This is a genomic window from Flavobacterium aestuarii, from assembly GCF_040049115.1.
In the GTDB taxonomy this organism is placed as follows: Bacteria; Bacteroidota; Bacteroidia; order Flavobacteriales; family Flavobacteriaceae; genus Flavobacterium; species Flavobacterium aestuarii.
The window spans coordinates 93,090-108,556 of record NZ_JBDLZZ010000010.1 but is presented as its reverse complement, the minus strand read 5'-3'; the positions used below and the strand labels follow the sequence as shown (position 1 = coordinate 108,556).

Sequence of the window (15,467 nt, the reverse complement as noted above, 5' to 3'; positions counted from 1 at the left end):
AAAACATAGAGACGTTGCTTGCAACGTCTCTATCTGTTTTCGGCCATGTGGAGAAACGGTAGACTCGCCATCTTGAGGGGGTGGTGCTCGCAAGAGCGTGAGGGTTCAAATCCCTCCATGGTCACAAATAGCATCTATTTTATTGACTTTACAATAATTTTGCTGCACATTTGCTACACATTTAAAAAAAACGTTCTAATCCAGAGCGTTTTTTTATTTAATAAATTATACATTAGAATAAACCTCTATTCAAGAATCTAAGATAAACCTCCATCTAAGATCAGCTTAAGCAAAAAAACATGATTCTAAATATTAATAATTAATTATGATAATAAAAGTAAAGTCTTTATTAATATTGTAGTATTTTTAATTTATTTTTTCAACTATATTTATTTAACTATTGCAGTAACAACCATTAATTAAAAATAGTTTTTAAAATGTACACCCCTAACAACCTAAACCTCGCAAAAAAATATGAATTTCATAAAATCAAGTCACTATAATTCAGTAAAACAGTATGAAAAGATACTATTTCAATTTCTATTTTAGAATCTACAATCTTGCTTTTCAAAAACAAATTATACAACAAGAGCATTTTATTTCTATTTCTCAAAAATAGAATCGATCTATAATGTCTCTTTCCAAAAAAACACAACCAATTAATGAGACAAACAATTCTATTATTTGTATGCTGCTTTCTTTTTTTATCAAATACTTTACAGGCACAAATATCAGGCACAGTTAAAGGATATGTAACAGATACCATAAACAATTCTACTTTAACCAACGCCTCAGTCTCTTTGTTAAGAGCCCAAGATTCTATTTTAGTAAAATTTACCAGAGCTAAAGAAAATGGTTCTTTTGAGTTGAATAATATTAAAGCCGGCAAATTTATTTTACTGATTTCTTATCCCAAATATGCTGATTTTGTAGATCAATTTTCTGTTGATTCCACAAAGTTAATCCAAGATTATGGTAAAATTAATTTGGCTGACAAAGGAAGATTACTATCCGAAGTAATTATAAAAGGCAATAGAGCCGCCATGAAAATCAAAGGAGACACATTAGAATTTGATCCAAAAGCATTTAAAATAGAACCTAATGCAAAAGTGGAAGATCTGATAAAACAATTCCCAGGAATACAAATTGATAAGGATGGAAAAATTACCGCCCAAGGCGAAACTGTAACCAAAGTTTTGGTTGATGGTGAAGAATTTTTTGGTGATGATCCCACTTTAGTTACAAAAAATCTACGTGCGGACATGGTTGATAAAGTACAATTGTATGACAAAAAAAGTGATCAAGCCGCTTTTACAGGAATTGATGATGGCCAGAAAACCAAAACGCTGAATGTTAAACTTAAAGAAGATAAAAAAAATGGTCATTTTGGGAAAGTAGAACTTGGAGGAGGAACTGATAATTTTTACAAAGGCCAAGCCATGATTAATAAATTTTGGGATAAGAAAAAATTAGCAGCTTATGGTATTTTTGGCAACACAGGACAAGTAGGATTAGGATGGGGAGATAAAGATAAATATGGCCAAAGCAGTTATCAAGTAACTGATGACGGAGGTATTTATTTTTCAAACAATGGAAATGATGAATTGGACAGTTGGGACGGACAATTTAATGGTGAAGGAATTCCAACAGCTCAAACTGGTGGCATACATTTTGACAATAAATGGAACAGCGATAAAGAATCTATCAATATAAATTATAAAATTGGCGATATCAAACTTTCAGGAGACCGCAATGATATTAACCAGCAGAATTTAAGTTCCAGCAGCATTTATAATACTTCAGACAAGAGTTTTGAGAAAAACATGACTAAAAACAAACTTGACCTTGCTTATGAAATTAAAATTGATACTACTTTAACTTTAAAATTAAATGTAGATGGATTATTTAAAAAAAGTAATTCAAGTGATGCAGAAATGCGAAAAGGTACTGACGAACAAGGTAACCAATTGAATAATTTGAAGCAGACAACTACAAACGATGTAGATGATAAAGTATTTAATATAAACACATTATTGACTAAAAGACTTAAAAAAACAGGCCGAACATTCTCTCTTAATTTAAACCAATCAAGTTCTGATAGCAAAAGTGATGGTTATTTAAACTCTATAGCTGAATTTTTTACACCAGCTGTAATTGTTCCCGATAGTACCAAAATAGTCAATCAAAACAAAGTCAACAATATTCGCAATACAGCTTTTAAATCAAATTTGATTTATACCGAACCTTTATCCAAGAGCCTTACTGTAGTTCTTAATTATGGATTCAACTTTAGCAACGGAAAATCTGATCGTAAATCTTTTAACCAATCTTCAAATGGCGACTATAGTATTTTGGATCCCATCTTTAGTAATAATTATGAATTAGACCAAACGATAAACCAAATTGGAGCGATTTTTAACTACAAAAAAAACAAAACTGTTTTTTCTTTTGGTTCTAAATTTAGCGGTGTAAACTTTAAGCAATATGATGTTTATAGAGATAGTTCTTTTAAGCGAAAATTTATCAACTACATGCCTCAGATAAACTATCAATATAATTTTAAACAAAGAGAATCATTACGTCTATCATATAACGGAAACACAGATCAGCCAACATTAGAACAAATACAACCGATAGCAAATAATCAAAACCCATTAAATACGATTTTAGGTAATCCTAATTTAGATCCATCTTTTAGAAATAATTTTAGAGGTAATTATTATTCATACAAAGTGCTTAGCAATCAATATTTTTCGGTTGGTGGATCGTATAATTTTACGCTAAATCCAATAGTAAGTAATGTGGTTACAAATGATAGAGGACAAAGTATTTCTCAATTTATTAACCTAGACAACAAAGCTACAACAGGTTATTCTTTGAGTAGTGTTTTTGGAAAAACAATCAAAGCCATAGACATGACAGCAGGAATTGGTTTAAGTGCCAGTAAAAATGTAAACTATAATTACATCAATACACAGCTAAATCAAACTAAAAATTCAACTTATACCTTTAATTTAGAATTTTCAAAGCAGAAAGAAAAAAAATACAATTTTAGTGCCTACTTCGGACCCACTTACAACGTTGCTAATGCAAGCATCAACGAAAATAGTGATAGTAATGGCTGGGGATTTATTGGAAATTTCTGGTCTAGTGTACATTTACCTTTAAAGCTAGAAATTAGCACAGATGGTAATTATCAATATAATGGAAAAACGCAAGTGATTCAGGAAACCTTTGAACGTTTTATCTGGAATGCTTCTATCACCAAAAAATTCTTAAAATCAGATAATTTAAGAGTTTCTATAACAGGAAGAGATCTTTTGAATCAAAATGTTGGATTTAATCGTTCGGCATATAATGGAAACATCAACCAAAGTACTTATACCACTATCCAAAGATACTTTATGTTCTCTGTAAGCTGGGATTTCAGCAAAATGGGCGGAGGAGAAATTAAACAAAACTAAAACCATGAAAACAATAATAAATCGCATCTTAATTTTAATAATCGTATTGACAAGCTGCAATACTTTTTCACAAAATCAGCACTTTGTACAAAATGGCGTAATCGAATTTGAAAAAAAATCGAATATGTATGCTTTGATTACAAAAAAAATAAAAGGAGAAACTGATAGTTATTATCAAGCTGCTTTTGAAAGTTATAAAAAAACCAATCCACAATTTAAAACTACAAAAAGCATTCTCAGTTTTTCAAAAAACAAGAGTTTATACAAATGGGATGAAACCAATCAGTCAGCAAATAACAGCTGGATTGGTGATGATGCAATGGCTAATTTAAAAAATATTATCGCCACAGATCTTGATACAAAAACCAGTATTACACAAAAAAACGTTTATGACGATTTATACTTAGTCAAAGACAGTTTACGCAAAATTGATTGGAAAATTACCGATGAAACAAGAGAAATTGCAGGTTATGAATGCCGCAGAGCAAATGCTATAGTTCTCGATTCTGTTTATGTTGTTGCCTATTACACTATTCAAATTCCATTTGCTGGCGGTCCTGAATCTTTTACAGGATTACCCGGAACAATTTTAGGATTGGCCATGCCACATGAAAATATGACTTGGTTCGCTACAAAAGTTACAGAAATTCCAGTTTCTGACAAAGATTTAGCCCCGCCAATTAAAGGTAAACCTACTGACAATAAAGGACTAAACAAAATACTTTTGGATGCCTTGAAAGACTGGGGAAAATGGGCAAGAAAAACATTACAAGCCTACTCTTTATAACTAGCTAATAAAACTTATTTCATACGCAAAGACTAATCTAAATGGTTCCTGAGACTTCCATAATATATCAATGGAGCCAGCTTAGTAGAGAATTCAAGAATTGCATTTATCAGAACAAATATAACGGAAGGCAATAGATCTACAAAAATCATTAATAAATATAAAAGGTTCGAATTCTGTACCTTCAAGGTCACTAATTTAGACCATATTAATCGTAAACCTCTGTACTGGCAGAGGTTTTTCTATTTTAATAAAACTCATCTCTTTATATAGTACACAAATTCTGGATTTTTCTTAATCTTATGATTTTTATCATCTCTATTTGTGCTAAAACCAAATAATTTTGTTCCGCATTTAAAATCAATAGTTCTTCCTTGTAATTAAGCACTAATTAAAATAGTGTAATTTTACTTGGAGACTTCTTTTAGAAAAAAAAAGAATTTGACTGCATCTTTCTTTATGAATGTTTCCTTATTTGAATTTTTCAATTCATTTAATATTTTTAATTTCATAATTAGCTTACATACAATTATTATCTAGTGATTTAATCCGACTAAAAATTAACCAGTAAACAGCACAATAATGCTAGACAAAATTTTCAAACTTCGGGAAAGAAACACTTCTTTCAAACAGGAAGCCATTGGCGGAACTGTTACTTTTTTAACAATGGCCTATATCATTTTTGTAAATCCCAATATCCTTTCGGCAGCAGGAATGGACAAGGCGGCACTTATTAGTGTTACCTGCATCGCTGCAATTGTAGGAACCCTTTTGGTTGGTCTTTGGGCAAATGTTCCTTTTGCAATGGCTCCTGGAATGGGACTCAACGCAATGTTTGCCTTCACACTTGTAATGAGCGACGGCGCCACATGGCAGCAGGCACTGGGCGTGGTTACTCTGTCAGGAATAGTTTTTGTTCTTATTTCGATTCTCGGAATCCGCCACAAAATAGTCGATGCCATACCCGAATCGCTCCGAGTCGCAATTGGTGCTGGTATCGGACTGTTTATCGCTTTTATTGGCTTTAAACAAATGGGGCTCATCGTTGCCAATCCTGCCACTTTGGTAGGTCTAGGTAAATTTACTCCGGCAGTGGTCATTGGACTGATCGCTTTCATTATCACTGTGTTTTTGGAAATCCGAAAAGTAAAAGGTTCTATCCTGATTGGAATTCTGACAGCAACTGTTCTTGGCTTTATTTTTGACGACTCTATAAAAATGCCTGCAGAATTAATAAGCACACCTCCATCCATAGCACCAGTCTTTGGTCAATTAGAAATTTTATCAGTCCTAAAAATCACTTTCATTGCTCCTATATTTTCTTTCTTGTTCGTAAATCTATTTGACTCGATAGGAACCGCTATTGCCTGTTCTATGGAAGCAGGACTGATTAATAAAGAAGGAAAGATGCCTCACATCAAAAAAGTCCTGGAAGCCGATGCTGTTGCGACAGCTTTCAGTGGTGTTTTAGGAACCAGCAGTACTGTGACTTATATAGAATCGGCAGCAGGGATTGCCAATGGCGCCAGAACTGGATTGAGCTCTGTTTTTACAGCTGGCTTATTCTTTCTTGCCATGTTCTTCGCACCTGTAATCGGAATCGTTCCTGCTTATGCCACAGCTCCAGCACTTATTCTGGTTGGAATTTTTATGGCAAAACACTTAGCTAAAATTAATTTCACAGAACTTTATATCGCCGTACCTACTTTTCTGACCTTAATTTTAATGCCGTTGACTTATAGTATCAGTTCTGGAATTGCATACGGTTTTTCATCCTATGTTATTTTATGTCTTGCAACGAAAAATACAGACAAGGTTCATCCAATCATGTGGGGAATTGGACTCTTCTCAATATTGGAAATCATCATTTCACAAATGCACTAACTTTAAATTCTAAAATCTATCAATTTTATGAAAATTAAGCATTTATTATTAGCTCTTTTATTTTCTTATTGCGCCAAAGCACAGGAAGCACAGCTCCATTATGATTTTTTACCCGAAAGGCAGTATACAACTTTTACATTCGAATTTTTTAAGCCAGACAAACTGGGAAGCACATTTTTCTTTACTGATTTCAACTTCGGACGCAGCGATTCAGCCAATCTGGCTTACTTCGAAATTGCCCGGAAATTTAATATCCCAAATGATTTTATCAATGGGCTTAATTTTCATATTGAATATAATGACGGTTTTTTAATGACCGATGACAAAGAAAACAGCCCAGAGAATCCGCTTGGTTTTCCAATTAATCGTGCTTATTTGGCTGGTTTAGGCTTCCCTATCAAAATCGGAAATTTCACACTGAACACAAGTTATTTATACAAAAACACACATGGATCATCTGGAATCGACGGGCAATTTACCGCTGTCTGGTTCCAAAACTTATTTAACAATAAAGTAACGATAAGAGGGTTTCTCGATTTCTGGTCTGAAGATAGAGCTGATGGTTCGAGCAAAAAAGCAATTTTATTGACCGAACCACAATTCCTCTATAATTTCAGCAAAAGCTTCTCTCTCGGTTCAGAAATCGAAATCAGCAATAACTTTCTTCCATCAGAAGAATTTGAAGTATTCCCAACTGTTATGGCAAAATACGCATTCTAAATTTTTTCTTTATAAATACTATAAGGCAATAGGATTAAATTTCTTATTGCCTTTTTTTTGTATAAAACTTCATTGCAGCACAAAGCAGTAAACAAACGAGGCTCAGTAATTTTGCTTTTATTTTTAGCTATAAAATTCTAAATCATAAAAACCCCTACACGCTTGAACTGCATGGTTTTATGACAGGCTTAAAATCAAGAAGTTTCATCCCCTGCCGTTATAAATCACAAAAAATTTCACGAATCAGTTTGTGTAATTTGGAGCAGTTCTTTTAAAATCTCAAAGGCAAATGCATTTGGACGAAAAGTTTTCGGGTAAGTTGTAACCAATAAATAATAAAAAAAGTTATAACTTTCAACTTCCTAATTGTAAAAATGAATCTGATGACTACACTGCTCATAAACAAAAAGAAGCATACAATCGATGTTGATCCCGAAATGCCTTTGCTCTGGGCTATTAGAGATATCATTGGACTTACGGGTACTAAATTTGGATGTGGCATTGGCGCTTGTGGTGCCTGCAAAGTGCTGGTAGACAATGTTGCCGCATATTCCTGCTTGACACCAGTTTCGATGGCTGTAGGCAAAAGCATTACTACTATTGAAGGAACTTCTGAAAATTTACAATTACTGCAGAAAGCCTGGGAGGAATTCAATGTACCACAATGTGGCTATTGCCAGCCTGGACAACTAATCACGGCTGCTTCTCTGCTCAATTCTAACAAAAACCCTTCTGATACTGATATCGATGATGCTATGAGCGGTAATATTTGCCGTTGTGGTACTTATCAGCGTATTAAAAACGCCATTAAACACACTGTAGAACTTAAAAACAAACGCTAGTCATGAGTGATATTCAAAATGTAAGCCGCAGAGTTTTCATCAGAAACATAGGATTGGCATCGGGTGGATTAATACTGGGGTGTAATTATAATTTACTTGCTAGTGATGCAATAACAGGAAGCCTGACGGAATTCAACCCGAATCTATTTGTACAATTAAATTCAGATGGAAGCCTTATCATAGTTGCTTCACGCTCTGAAATGGGCAATGGAGTGCGTACGTCATTAACCTCAGTCGTAGCAGATGAAATGGAAGCTGACTGGAATAAAGTTTCGGTCAAGCAGGCCGTTGGCGATGCTAAATATGGTGACCAGAACACAGATGGTTCCCGAAGCATAGTGGGTTTTTATGATGTTATGCGAAAAATGGGGGCAATGACCCGAATGATGCTGATAACCGCTGCCGCAAAAAAGTGGCAGGTTAATGAAAGTGAATGCATCGCTCAGAACCACTTTATTACTCATTCCAGTGGAAAAAAAATTGGTTTTGGAGAATTGGTTGATATTGTAACAACCTTGCCTGTCCCAACCAATATTATTTATAAAAACCCAAAAGATTTTAAATACATTGGTAAAAACCTGAAAAGCATAGATGTAAAAGATTTTGCAAACGGGAGTGCTGTTTTCGGAATCGACAAGCGTTTACCCAATATGAAAGTCGTTGCTATAGCGCGATGTCCTGTAGCTTTTGGTACCGTTAAGTCATTCGATAAAACGGCCGCAATGAAAATTAAAGGCGTAGAGAATGTCATTGAAATCCTAAGAATTGACAAACCTTTTGGCCCATTGGGAGGTATTGCAGTTATTGCGACTAATACCTGGGCAGCGTTTAAAGGAAAAGAAGCGCTGGAAATTAAATGGAATTATGGCAAAAACGAAGGCTATGATTCAGAAAAATATATGTCTGAGTTAACAGAAAGAGTTCATACAAATGGAAAAGTTGAAAAAGAAACTGGAGATGTAACCAAAGCTTTCAGTGAAGCAGCAAAAATTGTTGAAAGCACTTTTCAATTGCCTCATTTAGCGCATGCTCCAATGGAAGTTCCCAATGCGGTGGCTTGGGTTCAAGGAGACAGCTGCGAAGTATGGGCACCTACACAGTCTCCGCAAGATGCCCGAGACGAAGTGGCCGCATATCTGGGATGTACTATTGATAAAGTCACGCTGAATGTTACTTTCTTAGGAGGTGGTTTTGGCCGAAAATCAAAACCCGATTTTATTGTAGAAGCAGTTATGATTTCAAAAGCCATCAACGCTCCAGTTCAGGTAGTATGGACAAGAGAAGATGACATTAAACATGGTTATTATCACACGGTAAGTGCACAATACATGAAAGCATCATTGGATGCACAGGGCAATGTTACGGGCTGGCTGCATCGATCGGCGTTTCCATCTATCATGTCTACTTTCAGTCCTGGAACTGAATATCCAGCAGGATGGGAAGCTGGCAGTGCTGCTGATGTTCCTTTTGATATAAAGAATTTCAAAGTTGAGTCGGGACAGGCTCCTGCTATGGTCCGAATTGGCTGGATGCGATCTGTTATTAATATTCTTCATGGTTTTTCTATCAATGTTTTTGCCGATGAACTGGCTTATGCCGCTAAGCAGGATCCGCTTGATTTCAGGCTTAAATTAATAGGAAGTGACCGCATCGAAGACACCAGAGATCCTATGAAATATGATACTGCACGCCTAAAAAATGTTTTGAAACGCGCTGCAAAAAATGCAAATTGGGATAAACCTTTGCCAAAAGGACATGCTTGTGGCTTAGCTGTTCATTACAGCTTTTATTCGTATGTAGCATCGGTAGCAGAAGTATCAATTGTAGATGACAAAGTAAAAGTTCACAATATATACACAGTTATTGACTGCGGTACAGCAGTTAATAAAAATACAATCACATCACAATTGGAAGGCGCTGCAATTTTTGGAATGTCTATTGCCTATTACGGAAAAATAACTGCCAAGGATGGAGCCATCGAACAAAACAGCTATAGTGACTACCGAATGATCCGTATGAATGAAATTCCAAAAGTTCACGTGGAAATTATTGAAAGTACTGATAAGCCAACCGGAGTGGGTGAACCTGGCGTTCCTGTAATTGCCCCCGCCATCATTAATGCGATATTTAAGCTAACTGGAAAACGATATTACAATTTGCCTTTGAGCGATTATGATTTAGTATAAAAAAACATGACTGTCCGCAAAAATACCATGTATTTTTTTCGCCACTGATTACACAGATTTCATTACTGTTTTTTAAAAAATCTGTGTAAATCTTTTTAATCTGTGGCTAATTCGATCTGCTTGGTATTAGTTAACGATAGTCATATAAAAAAATTAAAACGAATATTTATATTAATGAACAACTGGATTGAACTATTACAGGAATTTAAAGCCCAAAAAAAGCCTGCAGCATTAGTTACTATTACTAAAATTCTAGGCTCCGCTCCCTGCAGAATATGCTCCAGAATGATTGTGACACCGCAAAAAGATTTTTTTGGAACCATTGGTGGCGGAAAATTAGAATTTCAGGTAATCGATGAAGCAGTCCGATCTATCAGGGAAAACAAAATTTTAGAATGCACTTACACGCTGGGACCAGAATTTGAACAGTGCTGTGGCGGAAAAGTAGAATTAATTATTGAACCCATGAATCAATCCCCTGAATTATACATCTTTGGAGCTGGACACATCGGCGTGGCTATCTGTCAGGTTTTAAAAGATACTCCTTTTTCAATAACGCTTCTAGATACCAGGGAAAACTGGAAAGAAACTATTGCAATTGACCCGGCAGTTAATTATAGTGATGTTCCTTTTGACCTGTATAAGCAGACTGTCAATTGGGGACCAAACTGCTACGTGGTCATACTGACCCACGATCACAGGCTCGATTTTGAAATTACGGCTTTGGCACTGCATGAAAAAACAAAATATATCGGCTTAATTGGAAGCAAAACCAAGAAAAACAAATTCAACAATATGCTGATAAATGAATTAAACTTTAAAGCAGGAATCTCACCAGTCCACTGCCCTATCGGATTAGATCTTGGCGGTAATTCTCCAAAAGAAATTGCCATAAGCATCGCCTCAGAATTACTCAAAGCTTATTATGAGAAATGACACTGCATTTATATTATTGGCAGGAGGCAAATCCGAAAGGATGGGTATTGCAAAAGGATTGCTTCCATACAATAACAGCTACTGGATTCTGGAACAAATTGAACGCATTTCGACAGCAGCAGTAAACGAAGTTTATATTGGATTAGGATATTATTTTCAAGAATACATAGACAAAATACCTTTGCTAAAACAAGCACAATCAGAGTTTGTGATTTATAAAGGAATCCAGATTAGAACTGTCATCAACAAAAATCCAGAGCTGGGTTCTTTTTCTACCCTTCAAAGCGTTTTACAGCACATCCCAAAAAACAAAACAGTATTGCTAAACCCTATTGATACTCCAATATTAAATTCCGCCGAATTACAGATTATTATCGAAACCCAGAATCAAATTGTGCTTCCAAATTTTGAAGGCAAAAATGGGCATCCTATAAAATTACATTCTGACTTTTGGAAGCTATTGCTTCAGCTAAACCCAGCGGATAAAAACAGCCGTTTGGATTTTGAAATCAAAAAAACAAATCCTGCAGAAATTACAACAATTAGTGTAACCGATTCTTCTATCCTAAAAAATTTAAATACTACAGAAGATTGGGCTGAATTTTCTAAAACATAAAAAAAGCATCTCAAATTATCGAGATGCTTTTCATAAATTAAATTCAGGCTTATTTCTTAATCAATTCCTGTAATGGTTTTAGCTGTTCCATATCAATTTTGGATTCTTTCAAAACCGAAATCATATTCATAATATTGGTAGGATTCATATCTTTTCCTAACACTCTGACAATTGCAAAACCTGCATCATTTTTATTGGCAAAAAACACAAATTCATTGATATGATCATCTGATCCCACATAGGTTACAGATGCTCCTTGCTTGCCTGAGCTAAACTTCATCAGCTGCTGGTACTTTGGATCTTTTAGGATCAGATTTACTTTAGCCCGTTCCGTCTCGAATTGCGATTTGTTCTTGTCATTTAATTTAAAAGCCAAAACATTTATCTTATCAAAAGACTGCAGTGCTTCGCTTTGAGCTGCAGTCAATTTAGCTTTATCCACATCGAGAATATTGGAAGAAATATCTAAGGCAATAAAATCTTTGTTCTCAGTGTTTTCAACAAAGTATTTTTGCAACGTAGGCTCCGAATTACAGCTGCCGAAGACTAAGCTCACAAGCAGTGTGATTATAAATACAATGATTTTCATCTTACTTTTTGCCTTTAGTTGCTTTTTTCAAGTCGTCACCTCCAGGAATCCTCATTTTATCAGTCAATACTGAAATTTCGTTCAGGTCAAAATCTCCAGTCAATGACATCAGCACTGTATCTTCCCCTTTGCTTCCTTCAACAAACATAAGCAGTTCTTTTATCTGAGTATCTTTGGCTCCCGATTTTACCATGATTTTAACATTTCTGCCTTTATCATTAATACGCATCAGTTCTTCTAAACCAGCCGTTTTGATATATTTCTCGGCTGTCAATTTCATTTCTCCCTCAATTTTGGAGTTTTGAGTCGTAAACACTTTTAAATTGTCCAATTTTTTAATCAGGTTCATATACTGCTGTGCTTCTTTATCAGAAACATCTACTTTTACCTTACTCATCAATTCGAACATTTTTTTGTTTACAACAATTGATGTTACTTCCTCCTGGCCGTCGAATTTATCGAATGCTGATTGTGCAAAAAACGGACTTGATACTAATACTGCTGCTAATACTATTATTAACTTCTTCATTTTATTTGATTTAATGATTGTTTTTAAAATTTAAATTCTCAATTGTGCTTGAATGCTCTAGAATCACTCTCGCGTTATTTTTATTATATTTTGGGCGTGTCCCTGCGGGTCGTGCTGTACGTTCCCGCTTCCCGATGAAAAATCGGGAGAGCTCCACTGCCATCACTCACGCAAAAAGCTGCGCCCTTATAATATTATTTGTGCCTTATTCAATAAAAACTTTTTCTTTGATCATTGAATACTCCTGCAGGTACTGCACACCTTCTACCCCAACATTTACATTAGCAGATAACATAGCCAATGCCTTTTGGGTTGCTTCAAAAGCCTTTTTAGGATCTTGATATGTCCCTAATTCCTGATTCTGTTTTGCTATACTGCTGTCATTACTATAAAAATAATAGGCTCCAGCTCCAGCCAAGACAGCAATCGATGCAGCTATTGAGAGCCAGACTGCATTTTTCCTTTTTGCAATTAGTGGCAGATCTTTCGATGATTTATCATTTTTTGCTTCGGCAAAATACCCAAATAAAGGCTTGTATTGTTCTAAATGTGGCGCAGCATCTGCTGATAAAAAATAGTTTTTCAACTCATTCTCTTCGGCAATACTTGTTTCTCCTTCAAAGTATTTTTCTAAAAGTGCTTCCATTTTATTGAACTCCATAACTGTGTGTTTTTAACATGTATTCCCTAATTGTTTTCCTTGCTCTCGAAAGTGCCACTCTAACGGCAGTTTCATTCATCTCTGTTATTTTTGCGATTTCAGTAAATTCGCATTGTTCTATATCTCTTAACTGAATAATTAACCGCTGCTGTTCTGGCAATTGATTGATAATTTTTTCGATCCATTTTAAACTATCAGTATCTTCAACTTGTTTATCTAAGCCTGGGGCTGCATCTGTAAAATTAGTATGTACAATTTTTAGATTCCCGGCTCTTTTTGATTTCAGCTGATCCAGACAATAATTTTTGGTCATCGTCATTGCCATTGCCTCAACACTATTAAACGTTTCTAAATTTTCATTCTTAGTCCATAATTTCACCAAAACTTCCTGGGTTGCATCTTCTGCTTCCTCGGTGCTTACAAGCAATCTCTTTGCCAATCGGAAAAGCTTATCCTTGAACGGATTGATTAAAAGCACAAAGTCATTTTGGTTCATAAATAGGGTTATATTAATCTGGTTATATAGTCAAGACGAGACACAATAATTTTTGTTACAAAAAAAAATAAATTAAACTAAAGTTAGTACTTTTACGTTGTAGATCTACAACATACAATATATGAAGACATCTTTCAAAGTTATCTTATTATTATTCCTGGCTTTTTTTATTTTGCAGAGTTGTGATGAAAAAGACATGGATGATGTTCCGCCACCAGCCAATCTCGAAGTCAATGACTTTATATGGAAAGGACTTAATTTATATTATTTATGGCAAGCTGATGTACCGAATTTAGCTGATAACCGTTTTGCAAACCAAAATGCTTTAAATATTTTTTTGCAAAAATATCCTAACCCCGAAAACTTATTTGATGCCCTTAGAGTAGATCCAAAAATAGATAGATTCAGCTGGATTGTGAGTGATTATCTGGAATTAGAAGGTGAGCTTCAAGGGACTACAAAAAATGATGGTGTGGATTTTGGTCTTTACTATAAAACTTCAAGCTCTAATGAAATTTATGGCTGGGTTCGTTATATAATATCCAATTCTGATGCTTCTGATAAAGATATTCAACGCGGTACTATTTTTTACGGAGTAAATGGAGTACAGCTTACAGATAAAAATTATCAGGATTTATTATTGAACTCTGAAAATTACACTCTAAATTTGGCCGATTTTAATAATGGAGCTATTACTCCTAACGGAAAATCAGTAAACCTTACAAAAACAGTTCTGAATGAAAATCCGATTTTAATTAATAAAATCATAGAAACTGGTGGCCATAAAATAGGCTATTTGATGTATAATGGCTTTTATCCAAATTATGACAAACAGCTAAATGAAGCTTTTGCTTCGCTAAAAGGAGTTACCGATTTAGTTTTAGATTTAAGATACAATTCTGGAGGCTCTATTCAGTCTGCTACTCGATTAGCAAGTATGATTACAGGCGAATCTACTACTGGCAAAGTATTTTCCAAAGAAAGATGGAATGATAAAATCAATGATTATTTCGAGTCGGAAGATCCAGATGCATTAAAAAATTTATTTGTTGATAAAATGACAATTGGCAGCTCTGAAATACCATTGAATAGATTGAATCTGAGCAAAGTGTATATTTTAACCACAAAAAGCACAGCTTCGGCTAGCGAACTGATTATAAATGGATTAAAACCCTATGCCGAAGTAGTACAAATTGGTGACATTACAACTGGAAAAAACGTAGGTTCAATAACTATATATGACTCCCCAACATTTGGAAAAGAAAACAGAAATCCAAGTCATCGGTATGCGATGCAGCCCATTGTTTTAAAAATCGTAAATGCAAATGACTATGGTGACTATTTTAATGGTCTATTACCAACTTATACTCTAAAAGAAAATTTAGCCAATTTAGGTATACTAGGAACAGCTTCAGAACCTTTATTGAGTACAGCCATTGGCAAAATCACAGGAAATGCTAAAATGCTGAAAACAACCAAAGGCAAACCATTTCTTTATTTTAATGATTCAAAATCAGTTAATAGACAAAATCAGATGTATATTGATAAAGCGCCACAAGGTCTCTTAAAATCTTTATAACAGAGTTGCAACAGAACATGATGGTGAAAATAATAATATCAGCAACGAATTCATTTGAAAAAATGAATCCAAAATAAAATAAATATTAATTTTTTTTAGATTTAAAATTGAACTAAAAATCAAACCATCAAAAAAGGCTTTCATCACTGAAAGCCTCTTTTTTTTCCAAAAACAACAT

13 protein-coding genes and 1 tRNA gene are annotated in these 15,467 nt (G+C 34.6%); 10 read left to right on the top strand and 4 right to left on the bottom strand.

Annotation, left to right across the window (positions count from 1 at the left end; translation table 11 throughout):
• The first annotated feature begins 41 nt into the window (after positions 1 to 41).
• The 9 genes from ABEG11_RS12230 (at position 42) to ABEG11_RS12190 (ending at position 11,435) form a co-directional block, all read left to right on the top strand.
• Positions 42 to 124 (top strand) — tRNA-Leu (locus ABEG11_RS12230).
• Positions 125 to 662: 538 nt separating this feature from the next.
• Positions 663 to 3,464 carry an outer membrane beta-barrel family protein gene (locus ABEG11_RS12225; RefSeq protein ID WP_348824461.1) on the top strand — a complete coding sequence of 934 codons (2,802 nt, stop codon included), beginning with the start codon at positions 663 to 665 and terminating at the stop codon, positions 3,462 to 3,464.
• Between the two features lie 4 nt (positions 3,465 to 3,468).
• Positions 3,469 to 4,251: a GLPGLI family protein gene (locus tag ABEG11_RS12220; RefSeq protein WP_348824460.1), complete on the top strand. Its 783-nt coding sequence runs from the start codon at positions 3,469 to 3,471 to the stop codon at positions 4,249 to 4,251.
• A gap of 582 nt (positions 4,252 to 4,833) precedes the next feature.
• Positions 4,834 to 6,135: an NCS2 family permease gene (locus ABEG11_RS12215; protein WP_348824459.1), complete on the top strand. Its 1,302-nt coding sequence runs from the start codon at positions 4,834 to 4,836 to the stop codon at positions 6,133 to 6,135.
• A gap of 27 nt (positions 6,136 to 6,162) precedes the next feature.
• Entirely contained in the window at positions 6,163 to 6,855 is a 693-nt protein-coding gene (locus ABEG11_RS12210; RefSeq protein ID WP_348824458.1) for a DUF5020 family protein, read from the top strand.
• A 383-nt stretch (positions 6,856 to 7,238) separates the two neighbouring features.
• Positions 7,239 to 7,697, top strand: a complete 459-nt coding sequence (locus ABEG11_RS12205; protein WP_348824457.1) for a (2Fe-2S)-binding protein — start codon at positions 7,239 to 7,241, stop codon at positions 7,695 to 7,697.
• Between the two features lie 2 nt (positions 7,698 to 7,699).
• Positions 7,700 to 9,883, top strand: coding sequence for a xanthine dehydrogenase family protein molybdopterin-binding subunit (locus ABEG11_RS12200; RefSeq protein WP_348824456.1), 2,184 nt, complete (start codon positions 7,700 to 7,702; stop codon positions 9,881 to 9,883).
• A gap of 174 nt (positions 9,884 to 10,057) precedes the next feature.
• The gene (gene xdhC / locus ABEG11_RS12195; RefSeq protein WP_348824455.1) at positions 10,058 to 10,819 is read left to right on the top strand and encodes a xanthine dehydrogenase accessory protein XdhC; all 762 of its coding nucleotides are present in this window, start codon (positions 10,058 to 10,060) and stop codon (positions 10,817 to 10,819) included.
• The gene (locus ABEG11_RS12190) at positions 10,809 to 11,435 is read left to right on the top strand and encodes a nucleotidyltransferase family protein (protein ID WP_348824454.1); all 627 of its coding nucleotides are present in this window, start codon (positions 10,809 to 10,811) and stop codon (positions 11,433 to 11,435) included. Before xdhC ends, ABEG11_RS12190 begins: the two co-directional genes overlap by 11 nt.
• A gap of 49 nt (positions 11,436 to 11,484) precedes the next feature.
• Here ABEG11_RS12190 and ABEG11_RS12185 read toward each other — a convergent pair whose 3' ends face one another.
• From ABEG11_RS12185 to ABEG11_RS12170, 4 genes are all read right to left on the bottom strand, one after another.
• Positions 11,485 to 12,024 carry a GFO_1091 family lipoprotein gene (locus ABEG11_RS12185; RefSeq protein ID WP_348824453.1) on the bottom strand — a complete coding sequence of 180 codons (540 nt, stop codon included), beginning with the start codon at positions 12,022 to 12,024 and terminating at the stop codon, positions 11,485 to 11,487.
• A 1-nt stretch (position 12,025) separates the two neighbouring features.
• Complete coding sequence (locus ABEG11_RS12180; RefSeq protein WP_348824452.1) at positions 12,026 to 12,553, bottom strand: GFO_1090 family protein; 528 nt, start codon at positions 12,551 to 12,553, stop codon at positions 12,026 to 12,028.
• Positions 12,554 to 12,758: 205 nt separating this feature from the next.
• Positions 12,759 to 13,214 (bottom strand): PG0215 family putative anti-sigma factor, encoded by a 456-nt coding sequence (locus tag ABEG11_RS12175; RefSeq protein ID WP_348824451.1) that lies wholly within the window; start codon positions 13,212 to 13,214, stop codon positions 12,759 to 12,761.
• The gene (locus ABEG11_RS12170; protein ID WP_348824450.1) at positions 13,201 to 13,710 is read right to left on the bottom strand and encodes a GFO_1088 family ECF-type sigma factor; all 510 of its coding nucleotides are present in this window, start codon (positions 13,708 to 13,710) and stop codon (positions 13,201 to 13,203) included. The genes ABEG11_RS12175 and ABEG11_RS12170 overlap by 14 nt, the downstream gene beginning before the upstream one ends.
• Positions 13,711 to 13,831: 121 nt before the next feature.
• Between ABEG11_RS12170 and ABEG11_RS12165 the strand changes: the two genes are divergently transcribed.
• Positions 13,832 to 15,289, top strand: a complete 1,458-nt coding sequence (locus tag ABEG11_RS12165; protein ID WP_348824449.1) for a GFO_1087 family putative carboxy terminal peptidase — start codon at positions 13,832 to 13,834, stop codon at positions 15,287 to 15,289.
• The last annotated feature ends 178 nt before the right edge of the window (positions 15,290 to 15,467 follow it).

Excerpts from the sequence above, each read along its gene's own strand:
- ABEG11_RS12225 (WP_348824461.1), top strand. The coding sequence starts at position 663 with ATGAGACAAACAATTCTATTATTTGTATGCTGCTTTCTTTTTTTATCA.
- ABEG11_RS12220 (WP_348824460.1), top strand. The coding sequence starts at position 3,469 with ATGAAAACAATAATAAATCGCATCTTAATTTTAATAATCGTATTGACA.
- ABEG11_RS12215 (WP_348824459.1), top strand. The coding sequence starts at position 4,834 with ATGCTAGACAAAATTTTCAAACTTCGGGAAAGAAACACTTCTTTCAAA.
- ABEG11_RS12210 (WP_348824458.1), top strand. The coding sequence starts at position 6,163 with ATGAAAATTAAGCATTTATTATTAGCTCTTTTATTTTCTTATTGCGCC.
- ABEG11_RS12205 (WP_348824457.1), top strand. The coding sequence starts at position 7,239 with ATGACTACACTGCTCATAAACAAAAAGAAGCATACAATCGATGTTGAT.
- ABEG11_RS12200 (WP_348824456.1), top strand. The coding sequence starts at position 7,700 with ATGAGTGATATTCAAAATGTAAGCCGCAGAGTTTTCATCAGAAACATA.
- xdhC (WP_348824455.1), top strand. The coding sequence starts at position 10,058 with ATGAACAACTGGATTGAACTATTACAGGAATTTAAAGCCCAAAAAAAG.
- ABEG11_RS12190 (WP_348824454.1), top strand. The coding sequence starts at position 10,809 with ATGAGAAATGACACTGCATTTATATTATTGGCAGGAGGCAAATCCGAA.
- ABEG11_RS12185 (WP_348824453.1), bottom strand. The coding sequence starts at position 12,024 with ATGAAAATCATTGTATTTATAATCACACTGCTTGTGAGCTTAGTCTTC.
- ABEG11_RS12180 (WP_348824452.1), bottom strand. The coding sequence starts at position 12,553 with ATGAAGAAGTTAATAATAGTATTAGCAGCAGTATTAGTATCAAGTCCG.
- ABEG11_RS12175 (WP_348824451.1), bottom strand. The coding sequence starts at position 13,214 with ATGGAGTTCAATAAAATGGAAGCACTTTTAGAAAAATACTTTGAAGGA.
- ABEG11_RS12170 (WP_348824450.1), bottom strand. The coding sequence starts at position 13,710 with ATGAACCAAAATGACTTTGTGCTTTTAATCAATCCGTTCAAGGATAAG.
- ABEG11_RS12165 (WP_348824449.1), top strand. The coding sequence starts at position 13,832 with ATGAAGACATCTTTCAAAGTTATCTTATTATTATTCCTGGCTTTTTTT.